Source organism: Niallia circulans (genome assembly GCF_003726095.1).
In the GTDB taxonomy this organism is placed as follows: domain Bacteria; phylum Bacillota; class Bacilli; order Bacillales; family Cytobacillaceae; genus Niallia; species Niallia circulans_A.
This window is the reverse complement of record NZ_CP026031.1, coordinates 4,756,817-4,770,599: the sequence shown is the minus strand read 5'-3', so window position 1 is coordinate 4,770,599 and position 13,783 is coordinate 4,756,817. Positions and strand designations below refer to the sequence as shown.

The window sequence follows — 13,783 nt, the reverse complement described above, 5'->3', positions numbered from 1 at the left end:
CTTATTTGCCACCCTTCGCACTAATTTTCGCTAAAACAAAATTCAAGATTAAAATAAACGAGAATAATACAATCCCAGTTGCAAATAACATTTCTTGATGCGTTCCTGCTGCATAGCCCATTTCCAATGCAATGTTTGTTGTCAGTGGGCGTATACTATCTGTTAAGCTTGTTGGCACAATCAAACTGTTACCAGCAACGAGAATAACCGCCATTGTCTCACCAATCGCTCGACCTAAGCCCAATACAATGGCTGTCATAATACCTGACTTCGCTGCGGGGACAACAACCTTAAAGATTGTTCCAATTTCCGATACACCAAGCGCAAGGGAACCTTCCCGGTATGTTTTTGGTACAGCGCGAATCGCTGTCTCTGCGACTGTTACAATCGTTGGCAGCATCATAATTGCTAATACTAAAATAACCGCTAATAAACTTTGTCCTTTTACTAATCCTAAAGTATTTTGTAAAAAAGGTACGATAATTGCTAGTCCAAAAACACCATATAAAACAGATGGAATACCAGCTAAAAGCTGAATGGCTGGTGAAACAATTTTGGCTATTGGCTTTGATGCGATTTCCGCCAAGAAGATAGCTGTGAATAATCCAATGGGAACTCCAATAATAAGTGCTCCTATAGTTGCATACAGAGATGCGACAATCATGGGCCAAATCCCAAATTCTCCTTCACTAGGCACCCAGTCGACTCCAAAGAGAAAATCAAAAAAACTAAATCCTTCTGCAATAAAAGGATGGGCCCCTTTATAGAAAACAAATCCAATAATTAATACTAAGCTGATTACGGAAAGAAGGGCACAAAACAAGAAAACTCTTGCCGAAACCTTCTCAAACATATATTTCCTCTTATTTGCTTTGCCCATTGCTGAGGCTTGCTTTTCGGTTGTTTGAATAGACACTCTATTTTCCTCCAAGATTACTTCTAAAGATTTTGGTATTACTTAATAGGAATTGCTCCTGCCTCTGCTGCAATTTTTTGCCCTTCATCACTTAGAATAAAATCGATGAACTTCTGCCCATTTGCAGTTAAATTCCCATCTTTATAGACAAATAAAAATGGTCTTGATAACTTATATTTTTGCTCTAATACATTTTCGGCAGTAGCAGCAACGCCATCAATATCGATAGTCGAAATAGCATCATCAATATATTCAAAAGAAATGAAGCCTACGGCATGTTTATTATTTGCAACTGTCGTTTTAATATTTCCATTTCCGCTGGCAATGATAGAGTTTCTAATTAATTCACCAGAGCTATAGCCTACAATTTCTTGAAAAGCATCACGTGAACCAGATCCATCTTCACGAGAAACAACAACAATCTCCATATCATCGCCGCCAAGCTGACTCCAGTTTGTCACTTTCCCAGTGAATATTTGCTTTACTTGTTCTAATGTCAATTCTTTCACTTTATTGCTAGGATGTGTGACAACTACTATTCCATCGTAAGCAATAACTACTTCTTTTAATTTTCCTTTCTCTTCATCTTTTAAATCTCGTGAAGACATTCCAATTTCGGAAACGCCACTCATCGCATTTGTAATTCCTGCGGAAGATCCAATTTGATTTATTTCAATTTTAGTTTGATCGTGTTCATGATATTTTGCTGCTAATTTCTCAGCAAGTGGTCCAACGGAAGTAGATCCTGAAATCGATATGGGTTTACTGTCATTTGTTGATTGTTCCGTTTCTTCATTACTTGAACATGCTGATAATAAAAGGAGTATAGACAGTAACGAGAGTACTATTTTTAGTTTTTTTATAATGACCATGATTTACCTCCAAAAAGAATAGCAACTATTTATGTCATTTCTTGTCTAATAGTATGATAAATCTCCACTGTAAATATTCTATTGACTGAATGTAAAGGTTTTGTAAATAACGTTAAAAGCAATCTACCTAATGTTATTTTTTGTAAATATCCAAAAAAAAGATAACAGTTATCCTGTTATCTTTTTCACTAAGTTCCTATATTTAAACTGGTATAACTTACTATTTTCCCCAACAACTTAAATGGTTTTGCTGCACATAGAATAATTAAAGGTGATTATCCTAATAAAGCTTACGCTTGAAGCAATACTGCCGCTCGCTTTATACTTTCTTTTACATAACTAGGTGCATGTGAATGATCTAATACCTCTTCAGTTGTCAGCCATTCTATATTTTCTACTTCATCAGGACTTTTAACAAATGCTTCGCCTTGCTCATGCTCGCATAGAAATACTATATCAATTACATGCTTCCCACTTTCTGTTACAAATGAGGTGCTATGCACATATTCCATTTTATCTCTAACCGTCACACCTACTTCTTCTAAAATTTCTCGTTTGACTGTTCTTTCGAGAATATCTATGGAATTCCCTTCTAAATCTACTTTTCCGCCTACAAGAGAGAGCATTCCCCCAGCATGTTCCTCTTTTCTACTTCTTTCTACAATCAACCACTTATCCGCTCTTCTAACTGCTCCTTCTACATTTACAATAAACATTTTCGTCTAGCTCCCTCCTCTATTCCACGATACCTTTTTTATGCTTCTCCTTCATTTCTATTAAATACTCCTCTGATTTTCCTTTTGGAATACTAAGACTCTTCCATTCTGTGTCTTTTATGAACTTTCCGATATAAACGATTTGCCCAACATGATAGGCATAATGAGCCATTTGTCTTTCTATAGCTTCGAGCACTAAATGTCCTTCTCCACGAATGTAAATAGTTTTTAATAAATCCTCTTCCTTTAAATTAGTCAATGAATCTATTAATACCTTCCACCCATTTTCCCACACTGTATGAAGCTCTTCCTTTGAAGAAATATTATCAGTAAATTCCTCCTCGCGATTCCTATATTCCTTTTCTCCGTCTGTGTTTAAGAAATCTGTCCATCTAGAAATCATATTTCCACTCATATGTTTTACAATAATGGCTATACTATTGGACGAGCTATTATAAGTCCAATTTATTTCTTTTTCCCCTATTTGCTCAAATGTATTATCTCCAAGTTTTTTTACCTCTTTAAATCGATTAACGACAGCCTGCAAATATTCCCTTTCTATGCTCATTTAGCATCTCCTCCATATTTATAATATCCCCTGCACTTCAAACACCACATCCCCTTTTCAAAAACAGCTTTTGAAATCTTATAAGAAAAAGCTTCCTTAAGAATATATTCGAATAGAAAGATCGAAAAACCTGCATATCCATCCCTGTCTTATTTATTCACTTATTCAATCGTTTATTTATTCAATCTATTATGATAATATACCTTTAATAAAAGCTAAGAAGAGAAAAGTAGAGTAGATATGTTCAAGCATTACAGAGAACTCCTATCGCTGGAAATGGAGGATGTAGCAGCATATTGAAGCAAGTCATTGAGCTGCACATAGGAAAGCTTCTGATTTTTGATTATGTGTCGGGTTCCCCCGTTATCGAGAAAAAGTATACACATTTATACAAATGTCATACTTGAGAGGTTTCTATGGCGACATAGTAATAAACTGGGGTGGCATCGCAAACTTCTAAATTTACAAAATCTCGTCCCAAAAGTAATACACCTTGGAGATGAGATTTTTTTTTGGAAATAATTTTGAATTTAGGGGTCGATTAACATGAAATGGAAAAATCCTTTATTACTATTGATAGGAATTAGTGTAGCAAACCTCGGTGCATGGGTCTATTTGATTGCTTTTAATTTAATTATTTTAGGATATAAGTATTCCAACAAAATATGAGCCTCCAAACAAATATACGTACGTATTAAAACATTCGTTTATTTGTTTGGAGGACTATTTATTTTAAGAATAGATATATCAGCTCATCACCCGCAGACTGAATATACACCGTGTTCCATGTGGCGTTCGCAAGTGCTGTGGGGTCAATCTCCCATAGGGAGTCTACGTATATTCAGTTTGCTCCGTTTTCTTTTGAAAAGGCTTATGGCAGAAATAGCAATGTTTCCCTATTGAACAATACCCGCGTTTTCCAAATATTGTTCGGCAACTTCACGCGGACTTTCCCCTTCTACATTTACTTGATAATTCATTTTTCTCATATCGTCATCGCTTATTTTTCCCGCTAACTGGTTTAGTGCTTCTACCATTTCAGGATGCTCTTTTGCCGTTTCTTCTTTCATTAAAGGAGCCCCTTGGTATGGTGGGAATAAATTTTGATCGTCTTCTAGCACCTTTAATTGGTATTGTTGCAACTCACTATCTGTGGAGTAGGCATCGACTAAGTTAATTTCACCTGATTCAACTGCTACATAGCGTAATTTAGGCTCCATTGTTACAAGATTAGGAAAAGTAAGTCCATAAAGATACTGGATACCTTGATAGCCATCTTCACGATCTGAAAATTCCAATGTAAAACCTGCCTGTATTTGCTCTTCTATCCCCTTCAAGTCAGAGATAGATTCTAGCTGAAATTGGTCTGCAAGATTCTTGGAAACTGCTAATGCATAGGTGTTATTATACTGCATTGGCTCTAACATTATCATTTGATATTTTTCTAACATCCCATCCCTCGCTTGTCGATACACTTCCTCCCGATTTGTGCTAGTAGCCGTTTCCTTTAAAAATTCAGAAATAGCCGTCCCTGTAAATTCCGGATAAAGATCAATGCTTCCTGTTTGCAATGCTTGAAACACAAAAGAGGTTTTTCCTAATCCCGGCTTCAGCTCTACTTGTAAATCTGTTTTTTCTTCAATAAGTATTTTATACATATTAATGAGAATTTCGGGCTCAGACCCTAATTTCCCTCCAATAACAATCTCTTCATCCTTCTGTCCTATTAATGGCATTAAGATTATTACAAGCGATAAAAGTGCAATCACTCCAATAGAAATAAAGGCTTTTTTATAGGATAGCTGCTCAAATTTTTTCAATAAGTAGTCAAACAGAAGAGCAAGCAATGCTGCTGGAATTGCCCCTAGAAGAATTAGATTTGTGTTATTACGATCAATACCTAATAGAATAATATCGCCAAGACCTCCAGCTCCAATTAAAGCTGCAAGAGTGGCTGTTCCTACAATTAATACCATGGCTGTCCGAATCCCCGCCATAATAACTGGCATCGCAAGAGGAATTTCTACCTTAAATAATCTTCTTCGTGTATTCATCCCCATCGCTCGAGCCGCTTCAATTAAGGACGGATCTACTTCTTTAATTCCTGTATATGTATTTCTTAAAATTGGCAGCAAGGCATATGCAACTAAAGCAATAATTGCTGGCACTCTGCCAATTCCGAATAATGGAATCAGAATACCTAATAATGCCAAGGAAGGAATTGTTTGAATAACAGATGTGATTCCTACTATCCCTTCGGCCACCTTTCTATGTCTAGTAATATAAATTCCTAGTGGAATAGCAATAATGACTGCAAAAAAGAGAGCAATGAAGGATATTTGAATATGCTCAAACAGCGCACTTGCTAATTCAGCCTTTCTGTCTTGAAATACTTGTGTCAGCTCCTTCATCCCTTACACCCCTTTCTGAAGTAGTCTAGAAGATACATATTTCATCATTGACCTGCGATTAACCAATCCAATTGGCGTTCCATCTCGTTCGATTATTACTTGTTCATACTTCACTAGCATATCCACTATCTCTTGCATAGTGGTAGTAATTGGGGCACTCACTTGATTTATTTGCTTATCCTCTTTTTCAATAATTGGCTCTAATAAGTCCTTCAGTTGAAAATCATTGCTCCAGCTATCATGTTTATTTCCAACAAAGTTCTTCACAAAGTCATTAGTAGGATTTGTGATAAGTTCTTGGGGGGTGCCTATCTGAACGATCTTCCCTTTCTTCATAATGCAAATTCTATCTGCTAGTTTTAAAGCCTCTTTCATATCATGTGTAACAAATACAGTCGTTTTTTTTAGATTTTTCTTTAAATCCAACATATCATCTTGTAACTTTTCACGGCTAAGCGGATCCAAGGCACTAAAGGGTTCATCCATTAATAGAATCTCCGGATCTGCCGCAAGAGCACGAATAACCCCAACTCTTTGCTGCTCTCCTCCTGACAGTTCACTAGGCTTTCGATTGGCATATGTTTGATGATCGAGACCAACCATATCTAAAAGCTCCTCGGTTCTTTGTTTAATTCTGTCTCTTTCCCACTGTTTTAATTCAGGTACGATTGCGATATTCTCTTCAATTGTCATATGGGGAAACAAGGCAATTTGTTGGAGAACATAGCCAATATTCCACCGTAATTCATGAATATCATATTCGCTTATCTTTTTTCCCTTTATATAAATGGTGCCATCTGAAAGAGGAATTAAACGATTAATCATCTTCAATGTCGTTGTTTTTCCACAACCACTTGGTCCGATAATTACAAAAAATTCCCCTTGCTTAATTTCAAATTCAATCGAATCAACTGCTGCTGTTCCATCAGTGTATCTTTTTGATACATTTTCAAATTTTATCATTGCATTTGTTTCTCCTTATTTAAATTGTAGGACTACTCATACCCCGCCTCTTTCACTAACAGATAGAAGCTTATTCTATAATCCTGTCTACCCATATTTAGAACTAATCATAACACGACATAGCACATCCTAAAAAAAGAATAGCTTAGCCAGAATCTCATTTTTCGATCTACTTATTTTCCTTATAAAAAAATGATATTTTAGAGAATAGCTTTTACGTTTATACTAAGCAAAGAGATATACAATTAGGAGGACAACGAAATGGACAAGCAAGGGCAAGAAAAGTTTTTAGCTTTTATCTTACAGCGAGTACAAGAGGGGAAAGAAGAAGAAGCAAAGGCTATACTAATGGATAACTTCCGAAAACAAGATGAGGGTACTTTTTCCAAAAATGATATCGAACAGTTTCTGCCTAAAATGATCAGTCTAATAAAACCAGAAAGATTAGAGGAAATCCAAGCAGTAGTAAAGCAGTTTTCTGGAAGCTTCGGCAGCAAATAAAAGGATTATCTTCTTTTTGAAAAAACAACTTGGAAACTTTATTCCAAGTTGTTTTTATTATATCCAGCTCGTTTTTATCCCATTTAAAACATTTTTGAATATGTTAGTTAGTGTAAAGGGAATGGGCGGTTGATATGGAATGAATGGTCATTTTAAAGAGATATTCGGATCAGCTATCAATACGATTGGTACTATCCAAGCAGCTATCGGAAGTACCCCCTCCTTCCACTTGTCTAGAGAAACAAATTATCAGCTTCGTTTAGTTGGCAATATATTACAAGGAACAGGCAGCGCATTGCAAGCTGACGGACAAGGGACTATTTCATTAGAAAAGCTAGGAGATGAAATTCAGGCAATTGGAAATTCAACGGTTGTAACCGGCTTACTTCTTTATAAATGGAGCAACACCCCAACAGAGCAGAAATTAATTATTACAGGGAATTGGCTTCAAGCATTAGGAAGCTTTGTCGGACTTACAGATGAATTTTTTGATCATACAGCAGATGGAAGAATCGAAAATATAATTGGTGGTTTATTACAGGGAATCGGGAATTCTTTACAAGCGATAAGTGGAACAGAACAATTACATGAAATAAGTAACCATGATCAACAAAATATCGGTGTATTAGGCAGCTGGATTCAAGCCGTTGGATCGGCTATTTCCCTTATTGGCCAAGTAAAAGAAGAATTAGAAGAAATTGCCCTAAATATTAATGAATAAGATGATGGAGGAAGAAAAATTCTTCCTCTAACCCTTTTTCTTTTTTGGCCAAATAAAATTGGAAATCGCGATAATCAAGTCAATGCCTAATACTACTGTCCATAATTTTAGTACACCGTCTAGTGCTTCTGTGCGAGCAGTATCCTTGATGAAAAAAATTAAGCCTAGTAATATCCCTGCCCCAATAGCATAAGCTAGCACATGTTTCCCCCAACTTTTCAAGTAATGCTTAGCATATGCCATCCCAAACAATGAAATAGGTTTAGTTCCTTGTTTGGCGACGTAATAACGAAATCTCTCATCCGCCCATTTAATCATGTCTTTTCCAAATGCGATCGAAACGCCTATATAAACAGCTGCAATGGCATGTGCAGTGGTGGCGGTAGCTCCTCGATACATATCCAAACTTGTTGTAATCAACAAAAGCAAATCAATTACTGGTGTTAGTGCTAAAAAGAAAAAGCCTAATTTCTCTCTTTTAAAAACATATCTAATTAGTAATCCTAAAATAATCACAATCCAAAAGCCTATTTCACTAGCAACAATCATCCAGGCAACAAAATTCAAAAATTCTCCTCCTTTATATGGCTTATTCCCATGATATACTTGGTCCGAGGTAAGTAACGAATTTCATATTTTTCATTTTGGAATACTTGTATGTTAAAATCGGTATTCGTTATCAATTTTTCACCATCCACTCCTGTATACACATAATCAATTGCTCCGCCATACATTCCAGAAGGATAGTCTACCTTGTATTCTTCTAAAATAATGACCTTTTCTTCTGCTCCCTTTTCAAAGTAATCTAAAGAAGCTGCTACATTATCACTCCAGCCTATTCCTATGAAAGCGTAACCCAAACCTAATAATATTAACGTGAGGAACGGCGCAATCCAGGCTAATTTTTGGGGACTCGCGGCCTTTTTAGTTAGGATGAGATAGATACTTATAACGAGAACAAAAAGGCCTGGAACGATAAATATTCCTCCCCAAATAACCGTTACCATTACATCCTTCAAAAAAAGAATAGGAAGGGATAATGGCCTTCTGTCCATTTATCTCGCTAGGTTTCCGTTTATTTCTTATTTTGTTTATATTTGTTATTTCTCTTCCTTTTCAAAGCCATTTTTCCCCCTCCATTTCTTCATAAGGGATTACGAATGCTAAGAGTGAAAAGTTCCCTTTACCAATTTTTCAGGAAAATAGTCGGGTAAGCAGAGAAAGGTTCTCAGAGGCCTAAGAGGCCTATAAATTGAGGTAGTGATATTAAAATAAAAATACTGTTTTATATATAAAGAAGCGGCGTCCAACTGAACGCCACTTTCCCCTATTTTATGTATTTAGTATACACGTAAAAGACTACCTATACCATCCTTTAAACAACGATCTTCCCACTAAGCAAATTTGCCTATTAAGAAAAAACCTTCCAACAAGAAGGTTTTTCTAATCAAGTTATGATATTAACTTATTCGTAAAATCGGTTTAATGACTTCTCCATTTTTAGAAGCTTCGAAAGCCTCATTAATTTGATCAAAGTCATAGAATTTAACTAATTTGTCAAATGGAAATTGACCGTTTTTGTAGTATTCTACTAGCTGTGGGATAAAAACATTTGGTACAGAGTCCCCTTCAATTACACCCATCATTGTTTTTCCTTCTGCCATTATATCATTATGAACATCAATATTCATTTCAGGTGTAACTCCCACTACCGCTGCCACACCTAATGGACGCAATGCTTGTAAGCATTGACGTACTACTGGAGGAAAGCCAGTTGTATCGACTGCATATTTTGTTCCGCCAGTTGTTAATTCCTTAATTTCTTTAACAACATCTACTTTTGTTCCGTTGAATGTATGTGTTGCACCAAGTTCTTTGGCAAGCTCTAACCGTGAATCATGAATATCAACAGCAATGATTGTTTTACAGCCAACTATTTTAGCAGCCATAATAGCACTTAAGCCAACAGCACCTGCACCATAAATAGCAATAGTAGCTCCAAATTCAGGCTTGATTTTATTTAAAACAGTACCCGCTCCTGTTTGGATTCCACAGCCTAAAGGTCCTAAAAGCGCTAAATCTACCTCTTTATCCACTTTAACAACGTTACGTTCATGGGCAATCGCAAATGTACCAAAGGAAGATTGACCAAAGAAAGTGGAAAGTGGTTTACCATCTTTAGATAAGCGATGTGTATGATCATCATGAGCGCCACCAAAGTTCAAGTCATTAAACGTTTCACAAACAGTTGGATGACCTGTTAAACAATTTTCACAGTGTCCACAATGTGCAAAGGATAATACAACATGATCCCCTTTTGCTAGACGTGTAACGCCTGAACCAACTTCTTCAACAATCCCTGCTCCTTCATGTCCCAGTACTGCAGGTAGTGGAGCAATTGCTGCATCACGGGCAACAGCATCTGTATGACATACACCTGTTGCAACAATTTTCACTAATACTTCATTTGCTTTTGGGGCAGCTAATTCTACTTCTTCTAAAAGAAAATCTTTACCTTGCCCTGGGGTAACGGCTGCTTTAATCTTCATACGATCTACTCCTTAAATATATTCAATTTAAATGTGACAAATTTGTGAATTCGTTTTTATCGTAATCCTTTCCGAAAATGGATACAATAGAAGCAAAGGAATATATATATTTATTATGATTCATAAGAGGGGTTCGTATGCAATTATTACAGTTACACTACTTTCTAACTGTTGCCAAGACTGAGCATATGTCTCAAGCAGCACTTCATTTAGATATTTCACAATCATCACTAAGCAAAACAATCGCTAGATTAGAAGAGGATTTAGGTGTTCCTTTATTCAATAGAAATGGGAAGAATATTCGGTTGAATAATTATGGGAAGTTTTATGCGAAAGAAGTAGAACACGCTCTAAGAATCTTAGAAGACGCCCATGAAACAATTCAAGAAATGGCTGAAATAGAGGAAGATCAAGTATCGGTTAGTGTCATGAGTTCCACTATTCTTCCTTCTATATTCAAACGTTTCTATGAAAGAAGACCCAATGTACGGATTCAACAATCGATATTACCTGATTTTATTGCAAAGGAACGGTTAATGCGGGGAGAAATTGAATTATGCGTTTCTAATACACCCATAACAGGGCCGGATATAGAATGGCTGCCTATCTTAAAAGAACGGTTGGATTTAATCGTTCCAAAAAACCATCGACTAGCACACTTAGATGAAATTGATTTGCAAGATGTAAAAAATGAACGATTTATTGGCTATAAGTCAGGATTAGAATCTACAAGTATGTTTGAACAATGTTGTATACAAGCTGGCTTTACACCTAATATTGTATTTGAAGGAACGGAACTGTCGATAGTTCTGCAGCTCGTTGACGAAGGACAAGGTATTTCCTTTTATCCTCAGTATTCTTTTTTAGGAAAACAACTAACTAATAGTAAAATCATTCGTTTAAAAAATCCCCATTGTTATCAAATGGTTGGTTTCGCTTGGTTAAAAAATAGACATTATTCATATGTAGCAAGACAATTTCGGCAGCATATGATTGATTCGTTTAAGGAAATTAATAAAAAGAACTGAGACATTTGCAAAAGAGGTAAGATATTTTTAGGATATTAGCCAAAGTTAAGGGCTTATCAGCCAAACTCCAGCTCTTATCAGCCAAACTCCAGCTCTTATCAGCCAAACCTGGGATTTATCAGCCAAACTCCAGCTCTTATCAGCCAAACCTGGAATTTATCAGCCAAACTTCAACTCTTATCAGCCAAACCTGGAATTTATCAGCCAAACTTCAACTCTTATCAGCCAAACCTAGAATTTATCAGCCAAACTCCAGCTCTTATCAGCCAAACTCCAGCTCTTATCAGCCAAACCTAGAATTTATCAGCCAAACTCCAGCTCTTATCAGCCAAACTTTAGCTCTTATCAGCCAAAGTACAAGAAATTAATGATAGCTTTTAAGCTATCAACCTCCATCATTCAAAAAAGAAAAAAGACTGGATTAATGCTCCAGTCAAAATTCTGTTTTCTCCCCTTATATAACTAGACTGTCATTTTCCAATTAGATAAAGCTAGCCACTTCTCTTTCTCCTTGTAGTTAGGCATTATCTTCCCAACAAGTCTCCAAAAAGAGCGATCATGATTAAGATGAACCATGTGACACATTTCATGAACAACAACATAATCAATTACCTCAATTGGAGCCATCGCTAACCTCCAATTGAAGGTTAATTGGAAATTAGAATCACAGGTGCCCCAATTAGTTTTGCTATCCGTAATCCGTATCGACCGAGGCTTTGTTTTAAAGTTACTTTGATAGAAGGAGACCCTCTCTTCCACTAAAGACTTACTTTGCTGATAATAATACCTTTTTAATAATTTTTTTATTTTTTTCTTATCATACTCTTTTATATAGATACACAGCTTGTCCTCTTCGAATTTAACCTGTTCTTGGACAACCGCCATTTCTTGGATAATATGAATAGGATAGGTATTACCTAAATAAAGAAATCTCTCTTTATTCTCATATACCTTTTTCTGTGGACCTGCCATTCTTGTCTGCATTTCTTTTATTCTGGTTTGAATTTGGTTCCAATTTTGCTCTAGTACTTGATGGACATATTCGTCTGGTGTCTTTTTGGGAGCCAAAATTTCAATGTTTCCATAGCCATCCATTGTTATTCCAATGGAGGTACGATTTTTATATTTATTTCATAACGGATTGTTTCCCCTAAGTAGGTATGTAGCATATCGTCACTACCTTTACTTATCCTCTGTATTTAATAGCTAATCCCTTTAAGAAGTTTCTGGCGAAATTATCTAAACATACTTTATAGTTTTTATGGCCTTCTTTTCTTAAAAAAGCTCCTAATTCTCCTTTGGACACATTTAACCCCGCTTTTTTAAATATATCAATCATATCCTCTGTCGTTAATGACAGCGCAATTTTAACTTTCTTTAATAAAATGTTATTAACACTTGTATTGTTTTTTATCGATGATTCAGGTGTGTTTGGTTGTCCTGGTTTTGGCTCTTGCTTTCCTCGCTTATAAATAATAAAGCCATTTAAAAAGGAATCTAACATACTATTTGTCAATTTGATTTGATCATCATTTTCTGCCTCTTCATCTGTCTTCTTCAGTATTCTTACTACTTCAGGTACAGAAACCTCTTTTCCCCCAAGCTTAAAAATTTCTGCCATTTCACTATTTTTTATTTCTAACGCGTATCTTAAACGAATTAAAATATCATTATTTTCCATGATTTTACCTCCATTTTTCAAAACAACTATATGCTTTTCATCTACCTTCAGTAGAGTTCTAGTGTTAATCATAAATAATTATCCTTAAAAAGTATAGTACCTCTAGATCACAAAGGATCTTCTACTAATAATTAAATAGTCATCAGCTTGCTCTCTGAAAGTGCATAGCTAACCACTAGGCATACCCCAATTCAAAAAGAAATGCATACTGCTTCCTTTCCTTAAACAAACAATCCCTTTCTAACAAAAATAACCCAATTTCTTGGGCTAAATGAATTTTAATTAGGGAGATTATCTAACTTAGATATCCACTTATAATACAGTAATAAAATATACAAAAGTACCGGATCAACCATTACAGAAATCCACACATTCCACCATCCGTAATGAAAATATCCCCATGGCTCTGGTAAAAGTGTAATGACCTCATAAATTAAAATCCCTATCGTCCAGCAGGCAAAATAAATCAAACGTTTAATAAATGATTTTTTAAACGGATACCAATTTAGGAAGATAATATTCACAGGTGGCACAAGAGCGAGATGTGGAAGAAGCCCTATCCATTCAATCGCATCTTTATCAAAATACCAGTAACCATGGTATTTAAAAGATATATAAATATCAAAGCCCGCTTGAAATGCAACGGTAAAGGCCCAGATGCTTACCATTTGAGCTTTTGTTACATATTTGTTTACCTTAAATGCAAAAATATTGACCCCAATAATAGCGATGAAAAGTCCAATCATTTGTTTATTTCCTTTTTTATTAGTTATCCCCATAAAGAAAAAAATCATTCCAATCGTTTTCCTTTTTCATCTATAAAAGCTAAAACCTAGAGAAAGAGTATTCCCTAGGTT

At 35.7% G+C, this 13,783-nt stretch carries 15 protein-coding genes and 1 pseudogene; 4 read left to right on the top strand and 12 right to left on the bottom strand.

Going from position 1 to position 13,783, the window contains the following annotated elements:
• Nucleotide 1: 1 nt before the first annotated feature.
• From pstC to C2I06_RS22755, 4 genes are all read right to left on the bottom strand, one after another.
• A complete protein-coding gene (pstC, locus tag C2I06_RS22770; protein WP_235850287.1) occupies nucleotides 2-916 on the bottom strand; it encodes a phosphate ABC transporter permease subunit PstC in 915 nt (304 codons plus the stop codon).
• A gap of 38 nt (nucleotides 917-954) precedes the next feature.
• The gene (locus tag C2I06_RS22765) at nucleotides 955-1,788 is read right to left on the bottom strand and encodes a phosphate ABC transporter substrate-binding protein (RefSeq protein ID WP_095330855.1); all 834 of its coding nucleotides are present in this window, start codon (nucleotides 1,786-1,788) and stop codon (nucleotides 955-957) included.
• 290 nt (nucleotides 1,789-2,078) lie between these two features.
• Nucleotides 2,079-2,504, bottom strand: coding sequence for an NUDIX hydrolase (locus tag C2I06_RS22760; RefSeq protein ID WP_095330854.1), 426 nt, complete (start codon nucleotides 2,502-2,504; stop codon nucleotides 2,079-2,081).
• A 19-nt stretch (nucleotides 2,505-2,523) separates the two neighbouring features.
• Nucleotides 2,524-3,072, bottom strand: a complete 549-nt coding sequence (locus tag C2I06_RS22755; protein WP_123258921.1) for a DUF1572 family protein — start codon at nucleotides 3,070-3,072, stop codon at nucleotides 2,524-2,526.
• A 546-nt stretch (nucleotides 3,073-3,618) separates the two neighbouring features.
• On the opposite strand from C2I06_RS22755, the gene C2I06_RS25890 reads away from it, so the two are divergent.
• Nucleotides 3,619-3,741 carry a hypothetical protein gene (locus C2I06_RS25890; protein WP_275068620.1) on the top strand — a complete coding sequence of 41 codons (123 nt, stop codon included), beginning with the start codon at nucleotides 3,619-3,621 and terminating at the stop codon, nucleotides 3,739-3,741.
• 227 nt (nucleotides 3,742-3,968) lie between these two features.
• Here the strand turns inward: C2I06_RS25890 and opuFB are convergent, their stop codons facing one another.
• Together opuFB and C2I06_RS22745 are read right to left on the bottom strand one after the other, a co-directional pair.
• Complete coding sequence (gene opuFB, locus C2I06_RS22750) at nucleotides 3,969-5,483, bottom strand: osmoprotectant update ABC transporter permease/substrate-binding subunit OpuFB (protein WP_123258920.1); 1,515 nt, start codon at nucleotides 5,481-5,483, stop codon at nucleotides 3,969-3,971.
• A 3-nt stretch (nucleotides 5,484-5,486) separates the two neighbouring features.
• Entirely contained in the window at nucleotides 5,487-6,446 is a 960-nt protein-coding gene (locus C2I06_RS22745; RefSeq protein WP_123258919.1) for an ABC transporter ATP-binding protein, read from the bottom strand.
• 261 nt (nucleotides 6,447-6,707) lie between these two features.
• Between C2I06_RS22745 and C2I06_RS22740 the strand changes: the two genes are divergently transcribed.
• Nucleotides 6,708-6,947, top strand: a complete 240-nt coding sequence (locus C2I06_RS22740) for a hypothetical protein (RefSeq protein ID WP_095330846.1) — start codon at nucleotides 6,708-6,710, stop codon at nucleotides 6,945-6,947.
• 139 nt (nucleotides 6,948-7,086) lie between these two features.
• On the top strand, nucleotides 7,087-7,668 hold the full coding sequence (locus C2I06_RS22735) for a DUF6944 family repetitive protein (protein WP_123258918.1): 582 nt from the start codon (nucleotides 7,087-7,089) through the stop codon (nucleotides 7,666-7,668).
• Between the two features lie 27 nt (nucleotides 7,669-7,695).
• Here the strand turns inward: C2I06_RS22735 and C2I06_RS22730 are convergent, their stop codons facing one another.
• The 3 genes from C2I06_RS22730 to C2I06_RS22720 all read right to left on the bottom strand — a co-directional run bounded on the left by C2I06_RS22730 (nucleotide 7,696) and on the right by C2I06_RS22720 (nucleotide 10,217).
• On the bottom strand, nucleotides 7,696-8,235 hold the full coding sequence (locus C2I06_RS22730; protein ID WP_095330842.1) for a hypothetical protein: 540 nt from the start codon (nucleotides 8,233-8,235) through the stop codon (nucleotides 7,696-7,698).
• Nucleotides 8,232-8,675, bottom strand: coding sequence for a hypothetical protein (locus C2I06_RS22725; RefSeq protein ID WP_123258917.1), 444 nt, complete (start codon nucleotides 8,673-8,675; stop codon nucleotides 8,232-8,234). The genes C2I06_RS22730 and C2I06_RS22725 overlap by 4 nt, the downstream gene beginning before the upstream one ends.
• Before the next feature lie 453 nt (nucleotides 8,676-9,128).
• Nucleotides 9,129-10,217 carry an NAD(P)-dependent alcohol dehydrogenase gene (locus C2I06_RS22720; RefSeq protein WP_123258916.1) on the bottom strand — a complete coding sequence of 363 codons (1,089 nt, stop codon included), beginning with the start codon at nucleotides 10,215-10,217 and terminating at the stop codon, nucleotides 9,129-9,131.
• Nucleotides 10,218-10,354: 137 nt separating this feature from the next.
• Here C2I06_RS22720 and C2I06_RS22715 point away from each other — a divergent pair, with 137 nt between their 5' ends.
• Nucleotides 10,355-11,245 (top strand): LysR family transcriptional regulator, encoded by an 891-nt coding sequence (locus C2I06_RS22715; protein WP_095330836.1) that lies wholly within the window; start codon nucleotides 10,355-10,357, stop codon nucleotides 11,243-11,245.
• A gap of 462 nt (nucleotides 11,246-11,707) precedes the next feature.
• Here C2I06_RS22715 and C2I06_RS22710 read toward each other — a convergent pair.
• From C2I06_RS22710 to C2I06_RS22700, 3 genes and pseudogenes are all read right to left on the bottom strand, one after another.
• Nucleotides 11,708-12,414, bottom strand: a pseudogene (locus tag C2I06_RS22710) (M48 family metallopeptidase).
• 17 nt (nucleotides 12,415-12,431) lie between these two features.
• Entirely contained in the window at nucleotides 12,432-12,926 is a 495-nt protein-coding gene (locus C2I06_RS22705) for a YehS family protein (protein WP_095330824.1), read from the bottom strand.
• 278 nt (nucleotides 12,927-13,204) lie between these two features.
• The gene (locus tag C2I06_RS22700; protein WP_338068390.1) at nucleotides 13,205-13,720 is read right to left on the bottom strand and encodes a hypothetical protein; all 516 of its coding nucleotides are present in this window, start codon (nucleotides 13,718-13,720) and stop codon (nucleotides 13,205-13,207) included.
• Nucleotides 13,721-13,783 lie beyond the last annotated feature (63 nt).

Excerpts from the sequence above, each read along its gene's own strand:
- C2I06_RS22765 (WP_095330855.1), bottom strand. The coding sequence starts at position 1,788 with ATGGTCATTATAAAAAAACTAAAAATAGTACTCTCGTTACTGTCTATA.
- C2I06_RS22760 (WP_095330854.1), bottom strand. The coding sequence starts at position 2,504 with ATGTTTATTGTAAATGTAGAAGGAGCAGTTAGAAGAGCGGATAAGTGG.
- C2I06_RS22755 (WP_123258921.1), bottom strand. The coding sequence starts at position 3,072 with ATGAGCATAGAAAGGGAATATTTGCAGGCTGTCGTTAATCGATTTAAA.
- C2I06_RS25890 (WP_275068620.1), top strand. The coding sequence starts at position 3,619 with ATGAAATGGAAAAATCCTTTATTACTATTGATAGGAATTAGTGTAGCA.
- opuFB (WP_123258920.1), bottom strand. The coding sequence starts at position 5,483 with ATGAAGGAGCTGACACAAGTATTTCAAGACAGAAAGGCTGAATTAGCA.
- C2I06_RS22745 (WP_123258919.1), bottom strand. The coding sequence starts at position 6,446 with ATGATAAAATTTGAAAATGTATCAAAAAGATACACTGATGGAACAGCA.
- C2I06_RS22740 (WP_095330846.1), top strand. The coding sequence starts at position 6,708 with ATGGACAAGCAAGGGCAAGAAAAGTTTTTAGCTTTTATCTTACAGCGA.
- C2I06_RS22735 (WP_123258918.1), top strand. The coding sequence starts at position 7,087 with ATGAATGGTCATTTTAAAGAGATATTCGGATCAGCTATCAATACGATT.
- C2I06_RS22725 (WP_123258917.1), bottom strand. The coding sequence starts at position 8,675 with ATGGTAACGGTTATTTGGGGAGGAATATTTATCGTTCCAGGCCTTTTT.
- C2I06_RS22720 (WP_123258916.1), bottom strand. The coding sequence starts at position 10,217 with ATGAAGATTAAAGCAGCCGTTACCCCAGGGCAAGGTAAAGATTTTCTT.
- C2I06_RS22715 (WP_095330836.1), top strand. The coding sequence starts at position 10,355 with ATGCAATTATTACAGTTACACTACTTTCTAACTGTTGCCAAGACTGAG.
- C2I06_RS22705 (WP_095330824.1), bottom strand. The coding sequence starts at position 12,926 with ATGGAAAATAATGATATTTTAATTCGTTTAAGATACGCGTTAGAAATA.
- C2I06_RS22700 (WP_338068390.1), bottom strand. The coding sequence starts at position 13,720 with ATGATTTTTTTCTTTATGGGGATAACTAATAAAAAAGGAAATAAACAA.